This window comes from Caulobacter rhizosphaerae (assembly GCF_010977555.1).
GTDB lineage: Bacteria > Pseudomonadota > Alphaproteobacteria > Caulobacterales > Caulobacteraceae > Caulobacter > Caulobacter rhizosphaerae.
On the sequence record NZ_CP048815.1, the window covers coordinates 5,197,156 to 5,213,999 of the forward strand.

18 protein-coding genes are annotated in these 16,844 nt (G+C 69.8%); 10 read left to right on the forward strand and 8 right to left on the reverse strand.

Features of this window, described 5'->3' with window-relative positions:
• Nucleotides 1-32 precede the first annotated feature (32 nt).
• Nucleotides 33-602 (forward strand): TadE/TadG family type IV pilus assembly protein, encoded by a 570-nt coding sequence (locus G3M57_RS23795; RefSeq protein WP_056760747.1) that lies wholly within the window; start codon nucleotides 33-35, stop codon nucleotides 600-602.
• The gene (locus tag G3M57_RS23800; protein WP_156402358.1) at nucleotides 599-1,138 is read left to right on the forward strand and encodes a TadE/TadG family type IV pilus assembly protein; all 540 of its coding nucleotides are present in this window, start codon (nucleotides 599-601) and stop codon (nucleotides 1,136-1,138) included. Before G3M57_RS23795 ends, G3M57_RS23800 begins: the two co-directional genes overlap by 4 nt.
• A gap of 70 nt (nucleotides 1,139-1,208) precedes the next feature.
• On the opposite strand, the gene G3M57_RS23805 is transcribed toward G3M57_RS23800, so the two are convergent.
• From G3M57_RS23805 to G3M57_RS23820, 4 genes are all read right to left on the reverse strand, one after another.
• Complete coding sequence (locus G3M57_RS23805; RefSeq protein WP_056760706.1) at nucleotides 1,209-1,988, reverse strand: aminotransferase class IV; 780 nt, start codon at nucleotides 1,986-1,988, stop codon at nucleotides 1,209-1,211.
• Complete coding sequence (pabB, locus tag G3M57_RS23810; RefSeq protein WP_163233298.1) at nucleotides 1,985-3,337, reverse strand: aminodeoxychorismate synthase, component I; 1,353 nt, start codon at nucleotides 3,335-3,337, stop codon at nucleotides 1,985-1,987. Before pabB ends, G3M57_RS23805 begins: the two co-directional genes overlap by 4 nt.
• Before the next feature lie 52 nt (nucleotides 3,338-3,389).
• Nucleotides 3,390-4,829, reverse strand: coding sequence for an MFS transporter (locus G3M57_RS23815; RefSeq protein ID WP_163233299.1), 1,440 nt, complete (start codon nucleotides 4,827-4,829; stop codon nucleotides 3,390-3,392).
• A gap of 107 nt (nucleotides 4,830-4,936) precedes the next feature.
• Nucleotides 4,937-5,710 carry a tyrosine-protein phosphatase gene (locus G3M57_RS23820; RefSeq protein ID WP_163233300.1) on the reverse strand — a complete coding sequence of 258 codons (774 nt, stop codon included), beginning with the start codon at nucleotides 5,708-5,710 and terminating at the stop codon, nucleotides 4,937-4,939.
• Here G3M57_RS23820 and G3M57_RS23825 point away from each other — a divergent pair.
• Entirely contained in the window at nucleotides 5,709-6,548 is an 840-nt protein-coding gene (locus G3M57_RS23825) for an alpha/beta fold hydrolase (RefSeq protein WP_230983753.1), read from the forward strand. The two genes, G3M57_RS23820 and G3M57_RS23825, sit on opposite strands and share 2 nt — an antisense overlap.
• Before the next feature lie 37 nt (nucleotides 6,549-6,585).
• On the opposite strand, the gene G3M57_RS23830 is transcribed toward G3M57_RS23825, so the two are convergent.
• Entirely contained in the window at nucleotides 6,586-8,040 is a 1,455-nt protein-coding gene (locus G3M57_RS23830; protein ID WP_163233301.1) for an AMP nucleosidase, read from the reverse strand.
• Between the two features lie 242 nt (nucleotides 8,041-8,282).
• Here G3M57_RS23830 and G3M57_RS23835 point away from each other — a divergent pair, with 242 nt between their 5' ends.
• The 3 genes from G3M57_RS23835 to G3M57_RS23845 all read left to right on the forward strand — a co-directional run bounded on the left by G3M57_RS23835 (nucleotide 8,283) and on the right by G3M57_RS23845 (nucleotide 10,521).
• Nucleotides 8,283-9,536 (forward strand): dicarboxylate/amino acid:cation symporter, encoded by a 1,254-nt coding sequence (locus G3M57_RS23835; RefSeq protein ID WP_056760693.1) that lies wholly within the window; start codon nucleotides 8,283-8,285, stop codon nucleotides 9,534-9,536.
• Between the two features lie 80 nt (nucleotides 9,537-9,616).
• Entirely contained in the window at nucleotides 9,617-10,039 is a 423-nt protein-coding gene (locus G3M57_RS23840; protein ID WP_163233302.1) for a DUF6491 family protein, read from the forward strand.
• Nucleotides 10,040-10,125: 86 nt separating this feature from the next.
• Nucleotides 10,126-10,521, forward strand: coding sequence for a YidB family protein (locus G3M57_RS23845; protein WP_163233303.1), 396 nt, complete (start codon nucleotides 10,126-10,128; stop codon nucleotides 10,519-10,521).
• Here the strand turns inward: G3M57_RS23845 and G3M57_RS23850 are convergent.
• Together G3M57_RS23850 and G3M57_RS23855 are read right to left on the reverse strand one after the other, a co-directional pair.
• A complete protein-coding gene (locus G3M57_RS23850; protein WP_163233304.1) occupies nucleotides 10,511-11,386 on the reverse strand; it encodes a 2-dehydropantoate 2-reductase in 876 nt (291 codons plus the stop codon). The two genes, G3M57_RS23845 and G3M57_RS23850, sit on opposite strands and share 11 nt — an antisense overlap.
• An 85-nt stretch (nucleotides 11,387-11,471) precedes the next feature.
• Nucleotides 11,472-12,512 (reverse strand): ribonucleotide-diphosphate reductase subunit beta, encoded by a 1,041-nt coding sequence (locus G3M57_RS23855; RefSeq protein ID WP_056760683.1) that lies wholly within the window; start codon nucleotides 12,510-12,512, stop codon nucleotides 11,472-11,474.
• A gap of 146 nt (nucleotides 12,513-12,658) precedes the next feature.
• Between G3M57_RS23855 and G3M57_RS23860 the strand changes: the two genes are divergently transcribed.
• Nucleotides 12,659-13,330, forward strand: coding sequence for a glutathione S-transferase family protein (locus G3M57_RS23860; protein ID WP_163233305.1), 672 nt, complete (start codon nucleotides 12,659-12,661; stop codon nucleotides 13,328-13,330).
• Nucleotides 13,331-13,354: 24 nt separating this feature from the next.
• Here the strand turns inward: G3M57_RS23860 and G3M57_RS23865 are convergent, their stop codons facing one another.
• Entirely contained in the window at nucleotides 13,355-14,287 is a 933-nt protein-coding gene (locus tag G3M57_RS23865; protein WP_163233306.1) for a winged helix-turn-helix domain-containing protein, read from the reverse strand.
• A gap of 250 nt (nucleotides 14,288-14,537) precedes the next feature.
• On the opposite strand from G3M57_RS23865, the gene G3M57_RS23870 reads away from it, so the two are divergent.
• The 3 genes from G3M57_RS23870 to trhA all read left to right on the forward strand — a co-directional run bounded on the left by G3M57_RS23870 (nucleotide 14,538) and on the right by trhA (nucleotide 16,822).
• Complete coding sequence (locus G3M57_RS23870; protein ID WP_163233307.1) at nucleotides 14,538-15,149, forward strand: YceI family protein; 612 nt, start codon at nucleotides 14,538-14,540, stop codon at nucleotides 15,147-15,149.
• Nucleotides 15,150-15,236: 87 nt separating this feature from the next.
• Complete coding sequence (locus tag G3M57_RS23875; protein WP_163233308.1) at nucleotides 15,237-16,019, forward strand: sulfite exporter TauE/SafE family protein; 783 nt, start codon at nucleotides 15,237-15,239, stop codon at nucleotides 16,017-16,019.
• A gap of 89 nt (nucleotides 16,020-16,108) precedes the next feature.
• Nucleotides 16,109-16,822: a PAQR family membrane homeostasis protein TrhA gene (gene trhA / locus G3M57_RS23880; RefSeq protein ID WP_056757421.1), complete on the forward strand. Its 714-nt coding sequence runs from the start codon at nucleotides 16,109-16,111 to the stop codon at nucleotides 16,820-16,822.
• The last annotated feature ends 22 nt before the right edge of the window (nucleotides 16,823-16,844 follow it).

Consider the following 16,844-nt stretch of genomic DNA (forward strand, 5'->3'; position numbering starts at 1 on the left):
TGTTCTTCAAAGACGCTGACGCGGACGCCGCCATGGCCGATCGAGCCCGACACCATCGCCAGCTTCTGGCCCGCCTGGGCCTGCTGCGCCGCTTCGCTCGCGCCGACGACGGCGCGACGGCGATCGAGTTCGCCCTCGTCGCCATCCCTTTCCTGATCCTGGTCTTCGCCATCATCGAGCTGGGCTTCATCTTTCTGGTGTCGATGGGCCTGGAGAACGCGCTGATGGTCGTCGACCGCACGATCCGCACCGGCGAGCTGCAGACCAACGGCGGCGACGCGGCGAGCTTCAAGCAGGCCGTGTGCGGCGAAATGTCGTGGCTGGGCGGGTCGTGCTCAAGCTCCCTGACCCTGGACGTCCGCGTCCTGCCCTCGTTCACCCAGACCAGCGGCCTGCCGACGCCGAACCCCACCAACACCTGTTTCGATCCGGGCGGCCCCGGCTCGATCGTCCTGGTGCGCGGCTATTACAAGTGGCCCGTGATCACGCCGCTGCTGCAGGAGGCCCTCGCCGGCCCGTCCGGTAATCGCCAGATCAGCTTCGCGGCGGTGTTCACCAACGAGCCCTATTCGCAAACCCTCGTCCCGATCAAATGCCAATGACCCGGCGCCTCTCCCACTTCTGGCGCGACCGGCGCGGGGTCTCCGCTGTCGAATTCGCCCTGATCGCGCCCGTGCTGATCCTCTTCTATTTCGGCATGGCCGAACTGACGGAAGCCATGATGGCCCAGCGGCGCCTGAGCCACGTGGCGTCTTCGATCGGCGACGTGGTGGCCCGCGACCAGAAATTCACGGACGCCCGCCGCAACGACGTCTTCAGCGCGGGTGCGGTGCTGATGTCGCCCTTCCCGACCACGACCCTGCGGATGTGCCTGGTCAGCGTCGCCTCCGACGCGACCGGCAAGGACACGGTCGTGTGGTCGGAGGCGTCCAACGCCCCGGCCAACTGCCCTGCAAGGGGCGCCGTGGTCGACATCCCCGTCGGCGTGCTGCCGGCCGGCCAGAGCGTGATCATGAGCAGCGCCAGCTACGAATACGATTCGTTCTTCAAGTTCATCCTGCCCCAGACCCTGACCTTCCGCCGCACCTTCTATCTGAAGCCGCGGCTCTCCGACCAGGTGACCCGCTCGCCCACCTAGAGCATCGCGCGGAAAAGTGGATGCCGGTTTTCCGCAAAAGCGATGCGAAGACAGAAGTCTAGAGCTTGCTCTAGGACTGCGTCGCCTCGCGCAGGCGTTCGACCAGCGCGTGGGGACCGAAGGTCTCGCCCTCGAAGCGCCGCGCCGGCCGCACGCCGACCAGGCTGTTGGTCAGGAACACCGCCTCGGCCGCATCCAGGGCCTCGGCGCCGCTGGCCACCTCGTGGACGTCGACGTCCAGCGCCCGGGCCGCCGCGATCACCCGCCGCCGGGTCAGGCCGTCCAGCACGCCGCAATGGAGCGCCGGGGTGAACAGCGAACCGCCCGCCACCCAGAACAGGTTGGCCGCCCCCGCGCAGGCCAAGTCGCCATGATTGTTGCGCATCACCGCCTCGTCGGCGCCCGCCGTCCGGGCTTCGGCGCGGGCCAGCACGTTGTCGACATAGGACAGGGTCTTCAGCCGGGCGGCGGGCGAGCCCTCGTTGCGACGGGTCGAGGCCAGGGCCAGATCGACCGGCGTGGTCACGACCGCTGCGGCCGCCGCCGTCGCGGCCAGACGCGGAACCGGGGCGGACGGCCGGTCCAGCCCTCGGCCGCCGGAGCCGGCCGTCAGGGTCAGGCGCACCGCGGCGCGGACCTCGCCCAGGCCCGCCTCGCCCGGCGCGGCGCGGCAGAGCGCGCGGGCCTCGTCCAGGTCGAACACCGGCAGGCCCAGGGTCTCGCAGCCGGCCGCCATCCGGGCCAGGTGGGCGTCCAGGTGCGGCAGGTCGCCGCCGGTCCACAGCAGGGTCTCGAACAGGCCATCGCCCAGCAGCAGGCCCCGATCGTCCAGAGGAAAAGCGTCTGTCATCCGCGAGGCGGCTCCATCAGGGCCCGGCGCAGGGCGGCGAACTTGGCTTCGGTCTCCAGACGCTCGGCGTGCGGGTCGCTGTCGGCGACGATGCCCGCCCCGGCCCTGGCTTCCAAACGCCAACCCTCCCGGTCCTGTTCAAGCCCGACCGTGCGGATCAGCACGCTGGACTCCAGCGCCCCGTCCACCCCGGCCCAGAACAGCGAGCCGCAATAGGGGCCGCGCGGCGTCTCCAGTTCCGCGATGACCTTCATGGCCTGGACCTTGGGCGCGCCGGTGATCGAGCCGGGCGGGAAGGCCGCGCGCAGCAGGTCGGCCGCCGCCAGGCCGGGCGCCAGCTTGCCCGTCACCGTCGAGACCAGGTGATGGACGTTGGCGAAGGTCTCGACCTTGAACAGTTCGGGCACGGCGACGCTGCCCGGCGGGCTGACCCGCGCCAGGTCGTTGCGCATCAGGTCGACGATCATCAGGTTCTCGGCCCGATCCTTGGCGCTGGCCGACAGCTCGGCGATCAGCCGCGCGTCCTCGGCCTGGTCGGCGCCGCGCGGCCGGGTGCCCTTGATCGGCCGGGTCTCGATCGAGAGGTCGCCGCCCTCGCTCCCTGGCGCCACCTTCAGGAACCGCTCGGGCGAGTTGGACACCAGGGCCCGGCCCGGCAGGCGCAGATAGGCCGAGAACGGCGCCGGGCTGTCGGCGCGCAGGCGGGCGAACAGGTCGAACGGATGGGCGCCGCCGACCAGCCGCCCGGTCCAGGCGTGGGCGATGTTGGCCTGGAAGATCTCGCCGTCGACGATGCGCTCGACCACCTGGGCCACCGCCGCCTCGTAGGCCTCGCCGTCGCTGGCGCTCAGCGCCTCGCACAGCGGGCCGTCGTGCGGGGCGGGCGAGGCGCCGTCCAGCCAGCCCAGGGCCGCCTCGGCCCGGGCCCGGGCGAAGCTCTGCGAGCCGCCGCGGCCGATCGCCAGCACCTGGCGCTGCAGGTGGTCGAAGGCCAGCAGGGCCGGATAGCGGGCGCAGGCCAGGTCGGGCCAGCCGGTGCGCGGCAGGTCCAGGCGCTCGACCCGGTCGCCCAGCTCGTAGGCGGCCAGGCCCACGACGCCGCCCTGGAACGGCGGGCCGTCAGGATCCGTCGCCTGGGGCGGACCGACCAGCTCGGCCAGGGCCGCGAACGGGTCGCGCGGATCCTCGGAGGTCACGGTCAGCGTGGCGTCCGGCTCGCGCAGCAGGTACGACCACCGCCCCGCCTGGCCGCCGGAGATCATGGCGCAGGCGAACGGTTCGTCCCGCCACGGAGCCGCGGCCCAGACCGGGTCGCGCCAGGGGGCGCTGATGAGGACGACGTGACGCATCGGCGGGTGATACCGCCCCGCGCGTCCCGAAGCTACGACTTCGCACGCGAGGTCAGGCCTCCCGTTCGCCGCCCTTGACCAGGAACAGCACGCAAAAGCCCATCAACAGCAGGGCCGCGACCGGTAGGAAGCCGCCGACCTGGCTCTTGAACACCGCCGTGGCCAGGGCCACCAGCAGCGAGCCCAGCCACATCGTCGCCGTGCCCGACAGGGCGTACAGCCCGAAGAACGCCGCCGTCTTGTCCGGCGGGCACAGGCGGATCAGCAGGGTGCGGCTGGAGGCGTACTGGGCGGTGACGAACACCGCGATCAGCAGGCCCAGGCCCAGATAGATCAGCTCCGGCGCCGTGCGAAACAGCGGCCCGTTCCAGACCGGCGCGTGGGCCGCCGGGTCGTAGGACCAGAGATAGAGGATCTTGTCGCGGCCCATGCCCAGGGTGGCGACCAGCACCGCCAGCGAGCCGGCGATCTCCAGCTGCACGGCCTTGCGCGGCCCCAGCGTGCGATCGAACCAGGGCGCGACCAGGCCGCCGACCACCCCGAAGACGCTCAGCGCTATGCCGTAGGCCAGCATCTCCAGCGCGCCCCACTTCATCAGTCCGGCCGCCAGCAGCCCGCCGAACACCAGGAGGGCGGTCATGCCGTCGTTGTAGAGCAGGCGTCCGCCCAGGAAGACGGCGATGTCGCGGTGGCCCTTCAGGTCGCCGAAGATGTCGCGCAGCAGCGCGATCCCCGCCCGCAGGCTGGCCATCCAGCTACGGCCCGTGCGGGCCGCGTCGGGGGTCCACAGGAAGAACGGGATCGCGCCCAGCAGCAGGATCGCGCCCGACATCGGACCCGAGATCCGGCTGGGCTCGTTCTGGCTGGCGTCGAGCCCGAAAATCGAGGCGTGCGGCACGCCCGGCCAGTCCACCTGGCCCGGCAGCACCATGCCCCACAGCATGAAGACCAGCAGGGCCACCGACAGGCCGTTGGCCAGCGCATAGCCCAGGCCCGAGATCAGGGCGGCGCGACCCGGAACCTCGCCCGCCGCGCGACCCAGCAGCGAATTGCTGATCACGTCGCCCCAGTTATAGGCCACGCCCAGCACGATCAGCAGGCCGCTGGTCGCCATCAGCGGCAGGCCGCCGGCCGGCATGGCCCACCACAGGGCGACCAGGGCCGGGACCATGATCGCGGTCACCAGCCCCAGCATCGGCTTGCGCGGCCCGTACTGCTCGATCATCGCCCCCAGCAGCGGCGCGGTCAGGGCGGTCAGCACGCCGTAGATCGTCGAGATGTTGGCCACCAGGGCTTGGCCCTTGACGGGATCGCCGACCAGCACCCGCGAGAAGTAGGGCGAGAAGATGTAGATGGTGATCAGGATCACATAGGGGTCGCGCGCGCCCTGCTGCAGGATCCAGGCGAGGGCGCCGCGCGGCAGGCCCGACTTCAACGGGGCGACGGGCTCGCCCCCTGCCGGAACCGCCGCGGCGGCCGAGACCTCACTCATGCTGTTCCACCCTGTTCACAGGGTCGCCGTCTGGCGCGGCGACTTGGGTGGAGCGTGACTTTGAAACGGGCGTTTGTCACGCCTGTTCGCCGGCTCTTCTTTCTCCGTCAGAGCAGGATATGCGCCCGCACCGCCTCGCGGCCTTGCGCGTCCAGCCCGACCGCCTGCTCCAGATAGCTGTCCAGCGAGCCGTGGCGGGCCTTCATCTCGGCGATCGCCGCGGCCAGGTAGTCGGCCTCGACGCCCATGGCGGCGCGTACGGCCGCGTCCGACGGCCGGCGGCCCAGCTCGGCCTCCAGCAGGTCGGCGAATACCGGCCCGCGGCGGGCGAAGCGCGCCTCGTCATTGGTCAGCAGATAGTCGTCGACCAGGTCGTCGTCGGCCACCCCGGCCACGTGGTGGGTCAGGGCGGCCAGCAGGCCGGTGCGGTCCTTGCCCGCCGCGCAGTGGATCAGCACCGGGCCGCGCGCCGCGGCCAGGGCCTGGAAGTAGCGGCGGAACAGGTCCAGGTGCCGCACGGCGAACGGCGCGCGGCGGTAGTAGTCGACCAGGTAGTCGCGGATCGAGGCCACCGACAGGTCCGATTGCCGCAGGAAGGCGCGCCAGGGATCCTCGCCGGTCACGCCCAGGTCGTTGTCGATCACCTCGGCGGCGAAACCCGCCCAGCGCCGCGACGGGTCGCGCTGGCGCTCGTTGGGCCGGCGCAGGTCGACGACCGTACGGAGGTTCAGGCCCGCCATGGCGACCAGGTCCTCGTCGGTGGCTTCGGCCTGGTGCGCGGCGCGGAACAGCAGGCCCGTCTTCAACCGGCCCGCCCCGGCGGCGTAGTCGCCGAAATCGCGGAAGTTCTCGACGCCTTGCAGAACGATATGACGGGTCATGGCCCGCTTGTTAGCGCCGGCCGGCGACGAAAGCGAGACGCTGGACGGGGTGGAGCGACAGGGCCAAGCTGAGGCGATGACCGACCTGCACCGCTTCCAGAGCTTCGACGGCGTCTCGATCGGCTACCGCACGCTGGGCGATCCGGCGGGCTGGCCGACGCTGCTGCTGCACGGCTTCCTGGCCGGCGCCGAGAGCAACTGGTTCCTGCCCGGGATCGCCGCCGCCGTGGCGGCCACGCGACGGCGGGTGATCGCGCCCGACCTGCGCGGCCACGGCCGCTCGGACGCCCCCTCCGACCCCGCCGCCTGGCCGCCCGACGTGCTGGCTCGGGACCAGGAGGCCCTGGTCGCCCACCTGCATCTGAGCGACTACGACCTGGTCGGCTATTCGCTGGGCGCGCGCACGGCGGTGCGGATGCTGACGCGTGGAGCGCGGCCGAGCAAGCTGGTCCTGGCCGGCATGGGCGAGCGCGGACTGATGGAGGCCGGGGCGCGGGCGGCGATGTTCGAGGACGCCATCCGGCACGGCGAGGCCGCGCGCGATCCCCGGGCCGGCCGGCGGGTGCAGGCTATGATGGCGGCCGGCGGTCTCAAGCCCGAGGCCATGCTGGGCGTGCTGGCCTCGTTCGCGGCGACCTCGGCCGAGGCGATCGCGGCGATCGACGTCCCGACCCTGGTGGTGGCCGGGCAGCGCGACGACGACAACGGCTCGGTCGAGGCGCTGGCGGCCATGATGGCCGACGCCCGGGCCGTCCGGGTCCCGGGCGACCACCTGAGCGCGGTGATGGAGCCGGCCCTGGCGGAGACGATCGTGGGGTTTCTGAAGGCGACCCAATAAAACCTCCCCCTGTGGGGGAGGATCTAGTTTGGCGGCTTCACCGGAACGGCGGCTCGTCGAAGGCGCGCAGTTTGCGCGAGTGCAGGTTCGGGCCTTCCTCCAGCAGCAGCTTGCAGGTCAGGATGCCGATCTGCAGGTGCTGGCTGATCGCCCGCTCGTAGAAGGCGTTGGCCTGGCCGGGCAGCTTGATCTCGCCGTGCAGCGGTTTGTCCGACACGCACAACAGCGTCCCGTACGGCACCCGGAAGCGGTAGCCTTGGGCGGCGATGGTGGCGCTTTCCATGTCGATGGCCACGGCCCGGCTCTGGTTGAAGCGCAGGGCCGACAGGCTGTGGCGCAGTTCCCAGTTGCGGTCGTCGGTGGTGACCACCGTGCCCGTCCGCAGGCGTTTCTTGAGCTGATCGCCGGAGTCGCCGCTGATCGCCTTGGAGGCGTCGTAGAGGGCGCGCTGGACCTCGGCGATCGACGGCACCGGGATCTCGGGCGGCAGCACGGCGTCCAGCACGTGGTCGTCACGCAGATAGGCGTGGGCCAGCACGTAGTCGCCGATGGTCTGGGTGTCGCGCAGGCCGCCGCAGTGGCCGATCATCAGCCAGGCCTGCGGGCGCAGCACCGCCAGGTGGTCGCAGATGGTCTTGGCGTTGGACGGGCCCACCCCGATATTGACCAGGGTGATGCCCCGGCCGCCGGCGGCCATCAGGTGGTAGGCCGGCATCTGGTGCTTGCGCCAGGTCGACTCGGCCACCGCCAGTTCGGGATTGGCGGTGTTGGCGGTGATCGTCAGCCCGCCCGCGCACGACAGGGCCGTGTAGGGGCTGTCCGGCTGCTGCAGCTGCTCGATGCCCCAGCGGACGAACTCGTCGACATAGCGGTTGTAGTTCGTGAACAGGATGAACTGCTGCACGTCCTCGGCCGGGGCGCCGGTGTAGTGCTTCAGCCGGGCCAGCGAGAAATCGGTGCGCAGGCCGTCGAACAGGGCCAGCGGCCGGTTCTCCTCCATGGCCGGGTTCCACACCCCGTCGGCGATCTCGTCGCCGATGAAGGCCAGGTCGGTGGTCGGGAAGAAGCGGGCGATGTCCTCGCTGCGGACGTCGGCCTGGTTCAGGTCGATGCTGGCGTCCAGCACGTAGGGATAGGGGATCTCCTGGCTGGACCGGTCGATCTCGATCTCGACGTGGAAGTCGTTCATCAGCAGGGTCAGCTGCTCGACCAGGTAGTCGCGGAACTGGTTGGGCTTGGTGATGGTCGTGGCGTAGACGCCGGGCCGGCTGACCCGGGCGTAGGAGCGCGCCAGCTTGGGCGGCAGGGCCTCGGGATCGTAGATCAGCCGCAGCTCGGGATAGGCGAACGTGCCGTCGAACCGCGCGTGCGGGTCGGGCCGGGTTCCGTTTTCGAGGTAGGCGCGAAGCGCGGTCCGCAGGGCGTCGACGGCGCGTTCGTATTCTTGATTGAGCCGCTCGACCGCGGCGATTGCTTTTTCTTGGTTTGACATGGCGCCCTATATCAGCGTTCCGCCGCCTTTTCTAGGCTAAGGCCGCAAGAGGGCTCCTCACGGGCTCTGGGGCATGGACGAAGCCGATTTCGTCGGCCACAAGGGATGAAATGCCCAGACGTGGGGCGGATGATGGCGGGAGCGACCTCGCGCCTGGTCCGGACGTCGGGTGACAACGTACAGATCCGTGGCGTCGACAGCGTCCGTCCGCAAGAAGACCGTCCGGCGCCCGAGGGGACCTTATGAACAGACGTTTCGCCTTCCTGATCGTCGCCGCCATGATCCTCGGGGTCCTGGTCGGCTGGGCCTGCAACCAGTACCTGGATGCGGACGGGACCAAGAAGGCGGCCGACCTGGCCTCGCTGCTGCCCTACATCTTCCTGCGCCTGATCAAGATGATCATCGCGCCGCTGGTGTTCACGACGCTGGTGGCCGGCATCGCCCACATGGAGGACGCCGCCGCGGTCGGCCGCGTGGGGGTCAAGGCGATCGGCTGGTTCCTGGTCGCCTCGATCCTGTCGCTGCTGATCGGCATCGGCATGTTCCACCTGCTGGACCCCGCCCACGGCGTGGTGCTCAAGGAAGTGGCCGAGGCCGGCGCGCCGCCATCGGCCGTGGGCGCCTTCACGGTCAAGAGCTTCATCGACCACCTGATTCCCGCCTCGCTGTTCGAGGCGATGGCCAAGAACGAGATCCTGCAGATCGTCGTCTTCTCGGTGTTCGTCGGCACGGCCGTCGCCACCCTGGACAACAAGGCCCCGGCGGTCCTGGAGGTCACCGAGCAGGCCGCCTCGATCATGCTGAAGGTCACCGGCTTCGTGATGGCCCTGGCCCCGCTGGCCATCTTCGGCGCCCTGGTCAACACCGTGGCCAAGGAGGGCCTGTCGATCCTGGGGGTCTACGCCCGCTTCATCGGCTCGTTCTATGCGGGCCTGGGCACGTTGTGGCTGCTGCTGTTCCTGGCCGCCCTGTTCTTCCTGGGCAAGCGGGCCATCCCGCTGTTCGGCTTCATCCGCACCCCCGCCCTGCTGGCCTTCTCGACCGCCAGCTCGGAAGCGGCCTATCCGCGCCTGCTGGACGGCCTGCCGACCCTGGGCGTGCGCCGCAAGATCGTCAGCTTCGTCCTGCCGCTGGGCTACTCGTTCAATCTCGACGGCTCGATGATGTACTGCACCTTCGCGACCCTGTTCATCACGTCGGTGCACGGCGTCCACCTGACGCTGGAGCAGCAGGCCTCGATGCTGCTGCTGCTGATGGTCACCTCCAAGGGCATGGCCGGGGTGCCGCGGGCCTCGCTGGTGGTGATCATGGCCACGCTGACCTATTTCGGCCTGCCCGAGGCCTGGATCGCCCTGGTGCTGGGCGTCGATCACCTGCTGGACATGGGCCGCAGCGCCACCAACGTGGTCGGCAATTCGGTCGCCGCCGCCGTGGTCGCCAAGTGGGAAGGCGAGCTGGACGATCCGGAGCCGCCGGCCGAGGCCGCCAAGGCCTGAACCGCCAAGCGCGACCGATTGACTTCGGAGGGGAGAAGACCAATCTCTCCCCCCGAGGGACCTCGGTTAGGAAGACCGCCATGAACGTCAAATCCATGATCCGGGCCGGCCTGCTGACGACGGCGCTCCTGGCCGCCTCCGCGCCGGCCCTGGCCGCCACCCCGCTCGACGACGCCAAGGGCGCCGCCGCCAAGCCGGCTCGCAGCTGCTTCTACCTATCGGACTGGGACGGCTGGAGCGCGCCCGATCGCGACACCCTGTATCTGAGGGTGCGCAACCGCGACGTCTACCAGGTGGAGCTGTCGCACGGCACCAGTCAGCTGACCTCGCCCGGCGTGCACCTGGTGTCGGTGGTCCGCGGCATCGATTCGGTGTGCAATCCGCTCGACCTGGACCTGCGGGTCTCCGACGGCTTCGGCTTCGCCATGCCGATCATGGCCAAGTCGATCACCAAGCTCTCGGCCGAACAGATCGCGGCCATCCCGAAGAAGGACCGGCCGTAGAGGCGCGTCGTCGCGACTCGCTCACGGTCGGACCTTGGATTTCCCTGGCGCCCGCTTCCGGACGCCTGTCAGCCGAAGAGAGTCGCATGAGCTTGCTGGATAATCTGATGGGCGCCGTCGGCGGCCAGGGCGGCGGCGACCTTTCGAGCCTGGTCGAGACCGTCGCCAGCCAGGGCGCGGCGGGCGGCGTCAGCGGCCTGGTCGAGGCGTTCCAGAAGGGCGGCCTTGGCGAGGTCGCCCAGTCCTGGGTTTCCAACGGGACCAACCACCCGATCTCGGCCGAACAGGTCCAGGCCGTGCTCGGCTCGGGCGCGATCGGCCAGTTCGCCGAGAAGTTGGGCGTCGATCCGCAGGTCGGCGCGGCCAAGCTGGCCGAACTGCTGCCGGGTCTGGTCGATCGCCTGACGCCCGGCGGTCAGCTGCCGACCGAGGGCCTGGGCGGCGCGGTCGGCGACCTGTTGGGCGGCTTCCTCAAGACGTAGCCGCCGTCTCCAGCAGCGCCACCATCATCGCATTGACCGGCGTGGCGATCCCGTGTCGCGCGCCCAGCCGCACGATCACGCCGTTGCGGGCGTCCAGTTCCATCGGCCGCCCCGCGGCGCGGTCGGCGTGCAGGGAGTTGATCCCGTCGGGCGGCCCCGCGCGATAGCCCTCGACCACCTTTTCGGGCAGGTCGGACGGCAGGTCCGCCCCCTCGGCCCGGCCCACCGCCACGCATTCGCCGACCAGGGCCCGCATGATCTCGGCGACCGGCTCGCGCCGGGCCACGCCCGCCGGCTTCAGGGTCAGGGCGTTGACCGCGCCGGCGCAGTTGAGGGCCAGCTTCCTCCAGGCGGCGGTCCTGAAGTCGGCCGTGGTCGAGACGGCGATCGGCGTGTGGGCGAACAGGGCCGCGAAAGCCTCGCCCGCCGCCCCGTCCGGAACCAGGATCACGCCGTCGCGCCGCTGGCGCACCCGCCCGGGGGCGCTGCGCTCGGCCGGGATGTCGACCACCGCGGGGGTGATCCGTTCGGCGGGAACATAGGGCGTGAAGCGCTCGACGTGCTCGACGCCGTTCTGCAGCACCGCCACGCGGGTGCCCGGCCCGACCAGGCGGGCCAGCCAGGCGCCGGTCGCGGCCGCGTCATAGGTCTTGGTCGTGACGATCGCCCAATCGACCGGTGAGGCCTGGTCCGGCGCGGTCAGCACGCGCGGGCTGGCCGTCAGCGGCCCGCCCGGGGTCTCGACCTCCAGCCGGTCGAAGGCCGTGCGCGCGCAGACCTCGACCGCCAAGCCGGGGTTCTGGGCCAGCCAGGCGGCGACCACGCCGCCCACCGCCCCCGGACCGATCACCGCTATCCGCGTCATCACCAAACTCCAGACAAAGAAACGCCGCCCCCTTTCGAGGGCGGCGGCATGTTATCCCCGTTGTCCCTGCTTCTTCTGGCCTGTCTTATTCGGCCGGCAGGGTGTTCTCCGAGCGCTTCTGCAGCATGGTGTCGAAGCTCGACCACACGCCTTCCGCGCCGTGCCATTGGCCCCGGGTGGCCGCCTTGGAATATTCAGTGGCCCGGGCCTCGAAGAAGTTGGCGTGCTCCACGCCCGACAGCAGCGACTGCAGCCAGGGCAACGGGTTTTCCTTCACGCCATAGACCTCCGGCAGGGCCAGCTGGCGCAGGCGCCAGTCGGCGATGAACCGGATATATTGCTTGATGTCGTCCGGGGTCATGCCCTGCACGTCGCCCTGCTCGAAGGCCAGGTCGATGAAGGCGTCCTCCATGGTGACCACGGTCTTGCAGCAGTCGACGATGTCGTCGGCCACGGCCTTGGTAACCGCCCCGGTCTCCTTGTTGAACGTGTGGTACAGCTTGATGATGCCTTCGCAGTGCAGGCTCTCGTCGCGGATCGACCACGAGACGATCTGGCCCATGCCCTTCATCTTGTTGAAGCGCGGGAAGTTCATCAGCATCGCGAACGAGGCGAACAGCTGCAGGCCCTCGGTGAAGCCGCCGAACATGGCCAGGGTGCGGGCGATGTCGGCGTTGGAGTCGACGCCGAACTTCTGCATGAAGTCATGTTTGTCGCGCATGGCCTGGTATTCCATGAACGCGCCGAACTCGCTCTCCGGCATGCCGATGGTTTCCAGCAGCAGGGCGTAGGCCGCGATATGGATGGTCTCCATATTGGCGAACGACGACAGCATCATCTTCACTTCGGTGGGTTTGAACACCCGGCCGTAGCGCTCCATGTAGTTGTCGGCGACCTCGACGTCGGACTGGGTGAAGAAGCGGAAGATCTGCGTCAGCAGGTTCCGTTCCTTGTCGTTCAGCTTGACGGCCCAGTCCTTGAGGTCCTCGCCCAGCGGCACTTCCTCGGGCATCCAGTGGACCTGCTGCTGCTTCTTCCAGAACTCGTGGGCCCACGGGTAGCGGAAGGGCTTGTAGGCGCCGGAGGGGGTCAGCAGGCCGGGCGTGGTGATCAGCTTGGCGGACATCGAGGAACCCTTGGGGCGAGAACTGCGGCGAGAATCGGTCGAACGAACTAGGATAACGTACGTTAGCATTTAGCCAGACGCACGCCCCTCCTGTCTACCAGATGTAGTGTGACGAGGCGTCGCATCCACAACATAGGGCCTTACCTGTGGAAAAGCCGTTCACCCTGTTCAGCGCCGTCGGATCGGGCGGCGTGCCGGCCGAAGCGGCCATGACGCTGATCGGCCTGCCCTATGAGATCGTCGAGGCGCCGACCTGGGAAGGCGAGGCCGAGCAGGCCAAGGTGGCCGGCGTCAACCCGCTTCGCCAGATCCCCGCCCTGGTCACGCCCGAGGGCGAGACGATCACCGAGAGCGCCGCCATCCTGCTGTGGCTGGCCGACCGCCATCCCGAGGCGCGGCTGGCGCCGGCCCCGGACGCGCCCCTGCGCGGCCAGTTCCTGCGCTGGATGGTGTTCGTGCCGGCGGCGATCTATTCGCTGTTCTGGGTGCGCGACGAGCCCTCGCGCCTGGGTGGGCCGGATCCCGAGGTCCAGGCCCGGATCAAGGCCGCGACCGCCGAGCGCATCGCCGCGTGTTGGGAGATGATGGAAGGCCAACTCGATCCCGGTCGCTACTTGCTGGGCGACGACCTGACCGTGCTCGACCTCTATGTCGCCGTGGTCAGCCGCTGGGGGCCGCGGCGCAAGCGGTTCTACGAGGTCGCGCCGAAGATGAGCCAGGTGGTCCGGCGAGTGGACGCCGATCCGCGGCTGGCGGACTTCTGGGCCGAACGGTTCCCGTTCGTCGAGGGCTGGGAGAGCCGCGGGGCGGCGGGGTAGGCGCCAACAGGACCACGCGGAAACCTACGGTACGGCCGCCCGCGCCGCGCCACCCCGCGACGGCTGCGGCTGGCCCCGGCAGCACCGTCCCAGCGCCTCGGCCACCTGTCCGGCGATCTCGTCCTGCACCTGCAGGAGATCGCGCGACGAGCGGTCATAGCTCTGCGACCAGACCACCGAACCATCGGCCGCGCGCACGACGCGCGCCGAGATCCGCAGGGTGTCGCCGGACCTGCGCAGGCTGCCATCGACCAGATAATCGACGTCCAGCGCCGTCGCCGTCTGCGCCACCGTCATCGTCTTGCCCTTCAGCGCGAAGGAGTCGGTGGGCGCGCTCACCCGCCATCCGTCCATGCCGCTCAGGCGGGTGACCAATTCCTCGGTCACACCGTCGGCGACATACTCCTCGTTCATGGCCTGGCTGGTGAGATCAAGGAACGGCAGCACGGCCAAGGCCTGTCGAGGCTGCTGCCGCGAAACGGCAGGCGACGGCGACCGGAGGGCGCCGGCGGTGTTTCCCCGGCCCAGGACGACCAATCCCACCGCCACCGCCACGACCGCGGCGCAGCCGGCGACCAGCCCGAGCCGGCGACGCGACGGCGGCGACGGCGTGGTGGTCGCCGGGTCGACGTCCGGCGCGACGGAGGCCACCAGGCGGTAGCCCTGGCGCGGCACGGTGGCGATATAGGCCGGCGCCTTACGATCGTCGCCGAGCAGGCGGCGAAGCGAGGTGATCGCCTGATAGACGGAGTCCTGGGACACCACCGCGCCCGCCCAGACCTCGTCGAGAAGCTGGTCGATGGTGACCGTCCGCCCGGCGTGCTCGGCCAGGCAGACCAGGAGCCGCATGGATCGGTCGTCGACGCGCAGGCTCTCGCTGTCGCGGGTGATCCGTCCCGACCTCGGATCGACCGACCAGGCCCCGACGCGGAAGGCGGATCCGGAGAGAGGGCTCATGGTTCTGCGAAAACTCCGGATCTGAACGGGCCCAAGGACAGCAGGCGGGCGCTGTGAAGGTCTCGCGAACGCGGGCGACGTCAAGGGCCAGGGGCGAAGATCGCGGCGGCCCATTCTCCTCGGCGGAAGTTTTCAGAGCTTTTCAGAGGGCCGTTCAGGACTCCGCGACGGCGGTCGGCGCCCTGTCCAGGCGCCGTGTCGCACGGCCGGCGCTTTTGACGAACACACATCCAACCCTGGAGACTCCTGAATGACCCGAATGCTGCCCGGCCTCGCGGCCGCCCTGGCGATCGCCGCCGTCATCGGCCCGGCTCGCGCCCAGTCGCCCTTCAAGCCCGAAGACGTGCAGGCGGGGACCTACACGGTGGACTCCAAGGAGACGCTGGTCCGCTACGGCACGATCCACATGGGCATCAGCGAGTTCTGGGGCACGTTTCCCGGCGCCAAGGGGACGCTGATGATCGATCCCAAGGCGCTCGGCGACGCCAAGCTCGACGTCTCCGTGCCGATCGCCACCGTCTCGACGACCAACAAGGACCTGGACGCCCAGTTCCTGTCCTCGACCTTCTTCGACGCGGCGAAGTATCCGCAGATGCATTTCGTCTCGACCTCGGTGACCCCCACCGGACCGACGACGGCCAAGATCGCCGGCGACCTGACCCTGCACGGCGTCACCAGGCCGATCGTGCTCGACGCCACCTTTACCGGCGCGGGCCCCAACCACTTCACCAAGGTCTTCACCATCGGCTTCAAAGCCCAGGGCCAGATCAACCGCTCGGACTTCGGGATCGGCAAGTGGGTCCCCGTGGTCAGCGACGCGACGACCATCGATATCAGCGCGGCTTTCGAGAAGAAGACCTAGGCCGCGTTCGCCGCGGATCGGGAAGGGGAAGCCGAAAGCCCCGGCGAGGTCTTGGGAAATCGCCCGCGATCCTGCTAAGCCCTTCCCATGCTGACCGATCCGCTGTTCTACGCCGTCGCCATCCCCGCCGTGATCCTGCTGGGCCTGGCCAAGGGCGGGTTCGCCGGGATCGGGGTGGTGGCGGTGCCGTTGATGGCGCTGGTCATCTCGCCGGTGCTGGCCGCGGCGATCACCCTGCCGATCCTGCTGGCCCAGGACGTGGTCAGCGTCTGGTCCTTCCGCAGGACCTGGGACAGGGGCCTGCTGGTCCTGATGCTGCCGGCCGCCGCGGTCGGCGTCTTCGTCGGCTGGCTGCTGGCGGCCCGGGTGTCGGTGGCGGCGGTCGAGCTGTCGATCGGCGTGATCTCGATCGCCTTCTCGCTGCAGCGCCTGTGGGCCGAACGGGCGGTCAAGGCCGCCGAGGCGGTCGAGGCCGGGCCGGATCGGCCCCTAATGGGCTTGGGGCTGGGCGCCCTGTGCGGCGCGATCGCCGGCTTCACCAGCCAGGTGGCCCACGCCGGCGGCCCGCCGTTCCAGATCTATGTCCTGCCCCGCCGCCTGCCGCGCGACGTGTTCATCGGGACCAGCGCCATCTTCTTCGCTACCGTCAACTGGATGAAGGTGCCGGCCTATGTCGCCCTGGGCCAGTTCACGCCCCAGGTGCTGACCACGGCGGCCGTGCTGCTGCCCCTGGCCCTGGCCTCGACCTGGGCCGGCGTCTGGCTGGTGCGCCGGGTGCCCGCCGAGGGGTTCTACCGGGTGATCTATGTCCTGCTGATCGCGGTCGGGGCCAAGTTGGCCTGGGACGGGGCCCACGGCCTGCTGGCCTGAACGAAACCTGAGCGAAATAACATCGGCGGCCCTATCCCAGCCACGATGATCGGCGTTTATATGTCACCGATCGCGCATAGAGTGGGGCCATGACCGAGACGACCAGCATCATCCCGACCACGCCCGCGGCGCAGGTTCCGGCGACGGTCGCGGCCACCCACTATCCGACGCCGGCCGCCAAGTGCGCCGACCTGGTGGTGCACCTGGCCGGCCTGGCCTGCGCCCTGCTGGGCGGCGGCATCATGCTGGGCCTGGCCTTCGGCCTGGGTTCGCTGAGCCAGGTGGCGGCCATCGCCGTCTACACCGTCGGCCTGATCACCATGCTGTCGCTGTCGACCGCCTACAACTTCGCCAAGGCCCGCTGGCGGCCGCTGCTGCGCCGCTTCGACCACGCCGGCATCTTCATCATGATCGCCGCCTCCTACACCCCGTTCACCACCCAGAACCTGCATGGCTGGTGGGCGATCGGCATGACCACGGCGGTGTGGTCGGTGGCCGGCGTCGGCGTCGCCGCCAAGCTGTTCCTGCCGGGCCTCGACAAGCGCTTCTGGGTCGGGCTGTACCTGGCGCTGGGCTGGCTGGTGCTGGTGGCCATCAAGCCGATGATCGCCGGCATGGGGTGGGCGGCCCTGCTGCTGCTCGCGCTTGGCGGCGTGATCTATTCGACCGGTACGGTGTTCTACCTGATGAAGCGGCTGAAGTTCCGGCGGGCGATCTGGCACGGTCACGTGATCGGCGGCGCCGGCCTGCACTACGCCGCCGTGCTGGTCGGGGTGGTCCTGGCCTCCAGCGGTCACTCCTGACCGTCCGTCCGTCGAGTTTGCC

Coding starts and splice junctions, on each gene's coding strand:
- G3M57_RS23795 (WP_056760747.1), top strand. CDS start 33: ATGGCCGATCGAGCCCGACACCATCGCCAGCTTCTGGCCCGCCTGGGC.
- G3M57_RS23800 (WP_156402358.1), top strand. CDS start 599: ATGACCCGGCGCCTCTCCCACTTCTGGCGCGACCGGCGCGGGGTCTCC.
- G3M57_RS23805 (WP_056760706.1), bottom strand. CDS start 1,988: ATGACAGACGCTTTTCCTCTGGACGATCGGGGCCTGCTGCTGGGCGAT.
- pabB (WP_163233298.1), bottom strand. CDS start 3,337: ATGCGTCACGTCGTCCTCATCAGCGCCCCCTGGCGCGACCCGGTCTGG.
- G3M57_RS23815 (WP_163233299.1), bottom strand. CDS start 4,829: ATGAGTGAGGTCTCGGCCGCCGCGGCGGTTCCGGCAGGGGGCGAGCCC.
- G3M57_RS23825 (WP_230983753.1), top strand. CDS start 5,709: ATGGCCCGCTTGTTAGCGCCGGCCGGCGACGAAAGCGAGACGCTGGAC.
- G3M57_RS23820 (WP_163233300.1), bottom strand. CDS start 5,710: ATGACCCGTCATATCGTTCTGCAAGGCGTCGAGAACTTCCGCGATTTC.
- G3M57_RS23830 (WP_163233301.1), bottom strand. CDS start 8,040: ATGTCAAACCAAGAAAAAGCAATCGCCGCGGTCGAGCGGCTCAATCAA.
- G3M57_RS23835 (WP_056760693.1), top strand. CDS start 8,283: ATGAACAGACGTTTCGCCTTCCTGATCGTCGCCGCCATGATCCTCGGG.
- G3M57_RS23840 (WP_163233302.1), top strand. CDS start 9,617: ATGAACGTCAAATCCATGATCCGGGCCGGCCTGCTGACGACGGCGCTC.
- G3M57_RS23845 (WP_163233303.1), top strand. CDS start 10,126: ATGAGCTTGCTGGATAATCTGATGGGCGCCGTCGGCGGCCAGGGCGGC.
- G3M57_RS23850 (WP_163233304.1), bottom strand. CDS start 11,386: ATGACGCGGATAGCGGTGATCGGTCCGGGGGCGGTGGGCGGCGTGGTC.
- G3M57_RS23855 (WP_056760683.1), bottom strand. CDS start 12,512: ATGTCCGCCAAGCTGATCACCACGCCCGGCCTGCTGACCCCCTCCGGC.
- G3M57_RS23865 (WP_163233306.1), bottom strand. CDS start 14,287: ATGAGCCCTCTCTCCGGATCCGCCTTCCGCGTCGGGGCCTGGTCGGTC.
- G3M57_RS23870 (WP_163233307.1), top strand. CDS start 14,538: ATGACCCGAATGCTGCCCGGCCTCGCGGCCGCCCTGGCGATCGCCGCC.
- G3M57_RS23875 (WP_163233308.1), top strand. CDS start 15,237: ATGCTGACCGATCCGCTGTTCTACGCCGTCGCCATCCCCGCCGTGATC.
- trhA (WP_056757421.1), top strand. CDS start 16,109: ATGACCGAGACGACCAGCATCATCCCGACCACGCCCGCGGCGCAGGTT.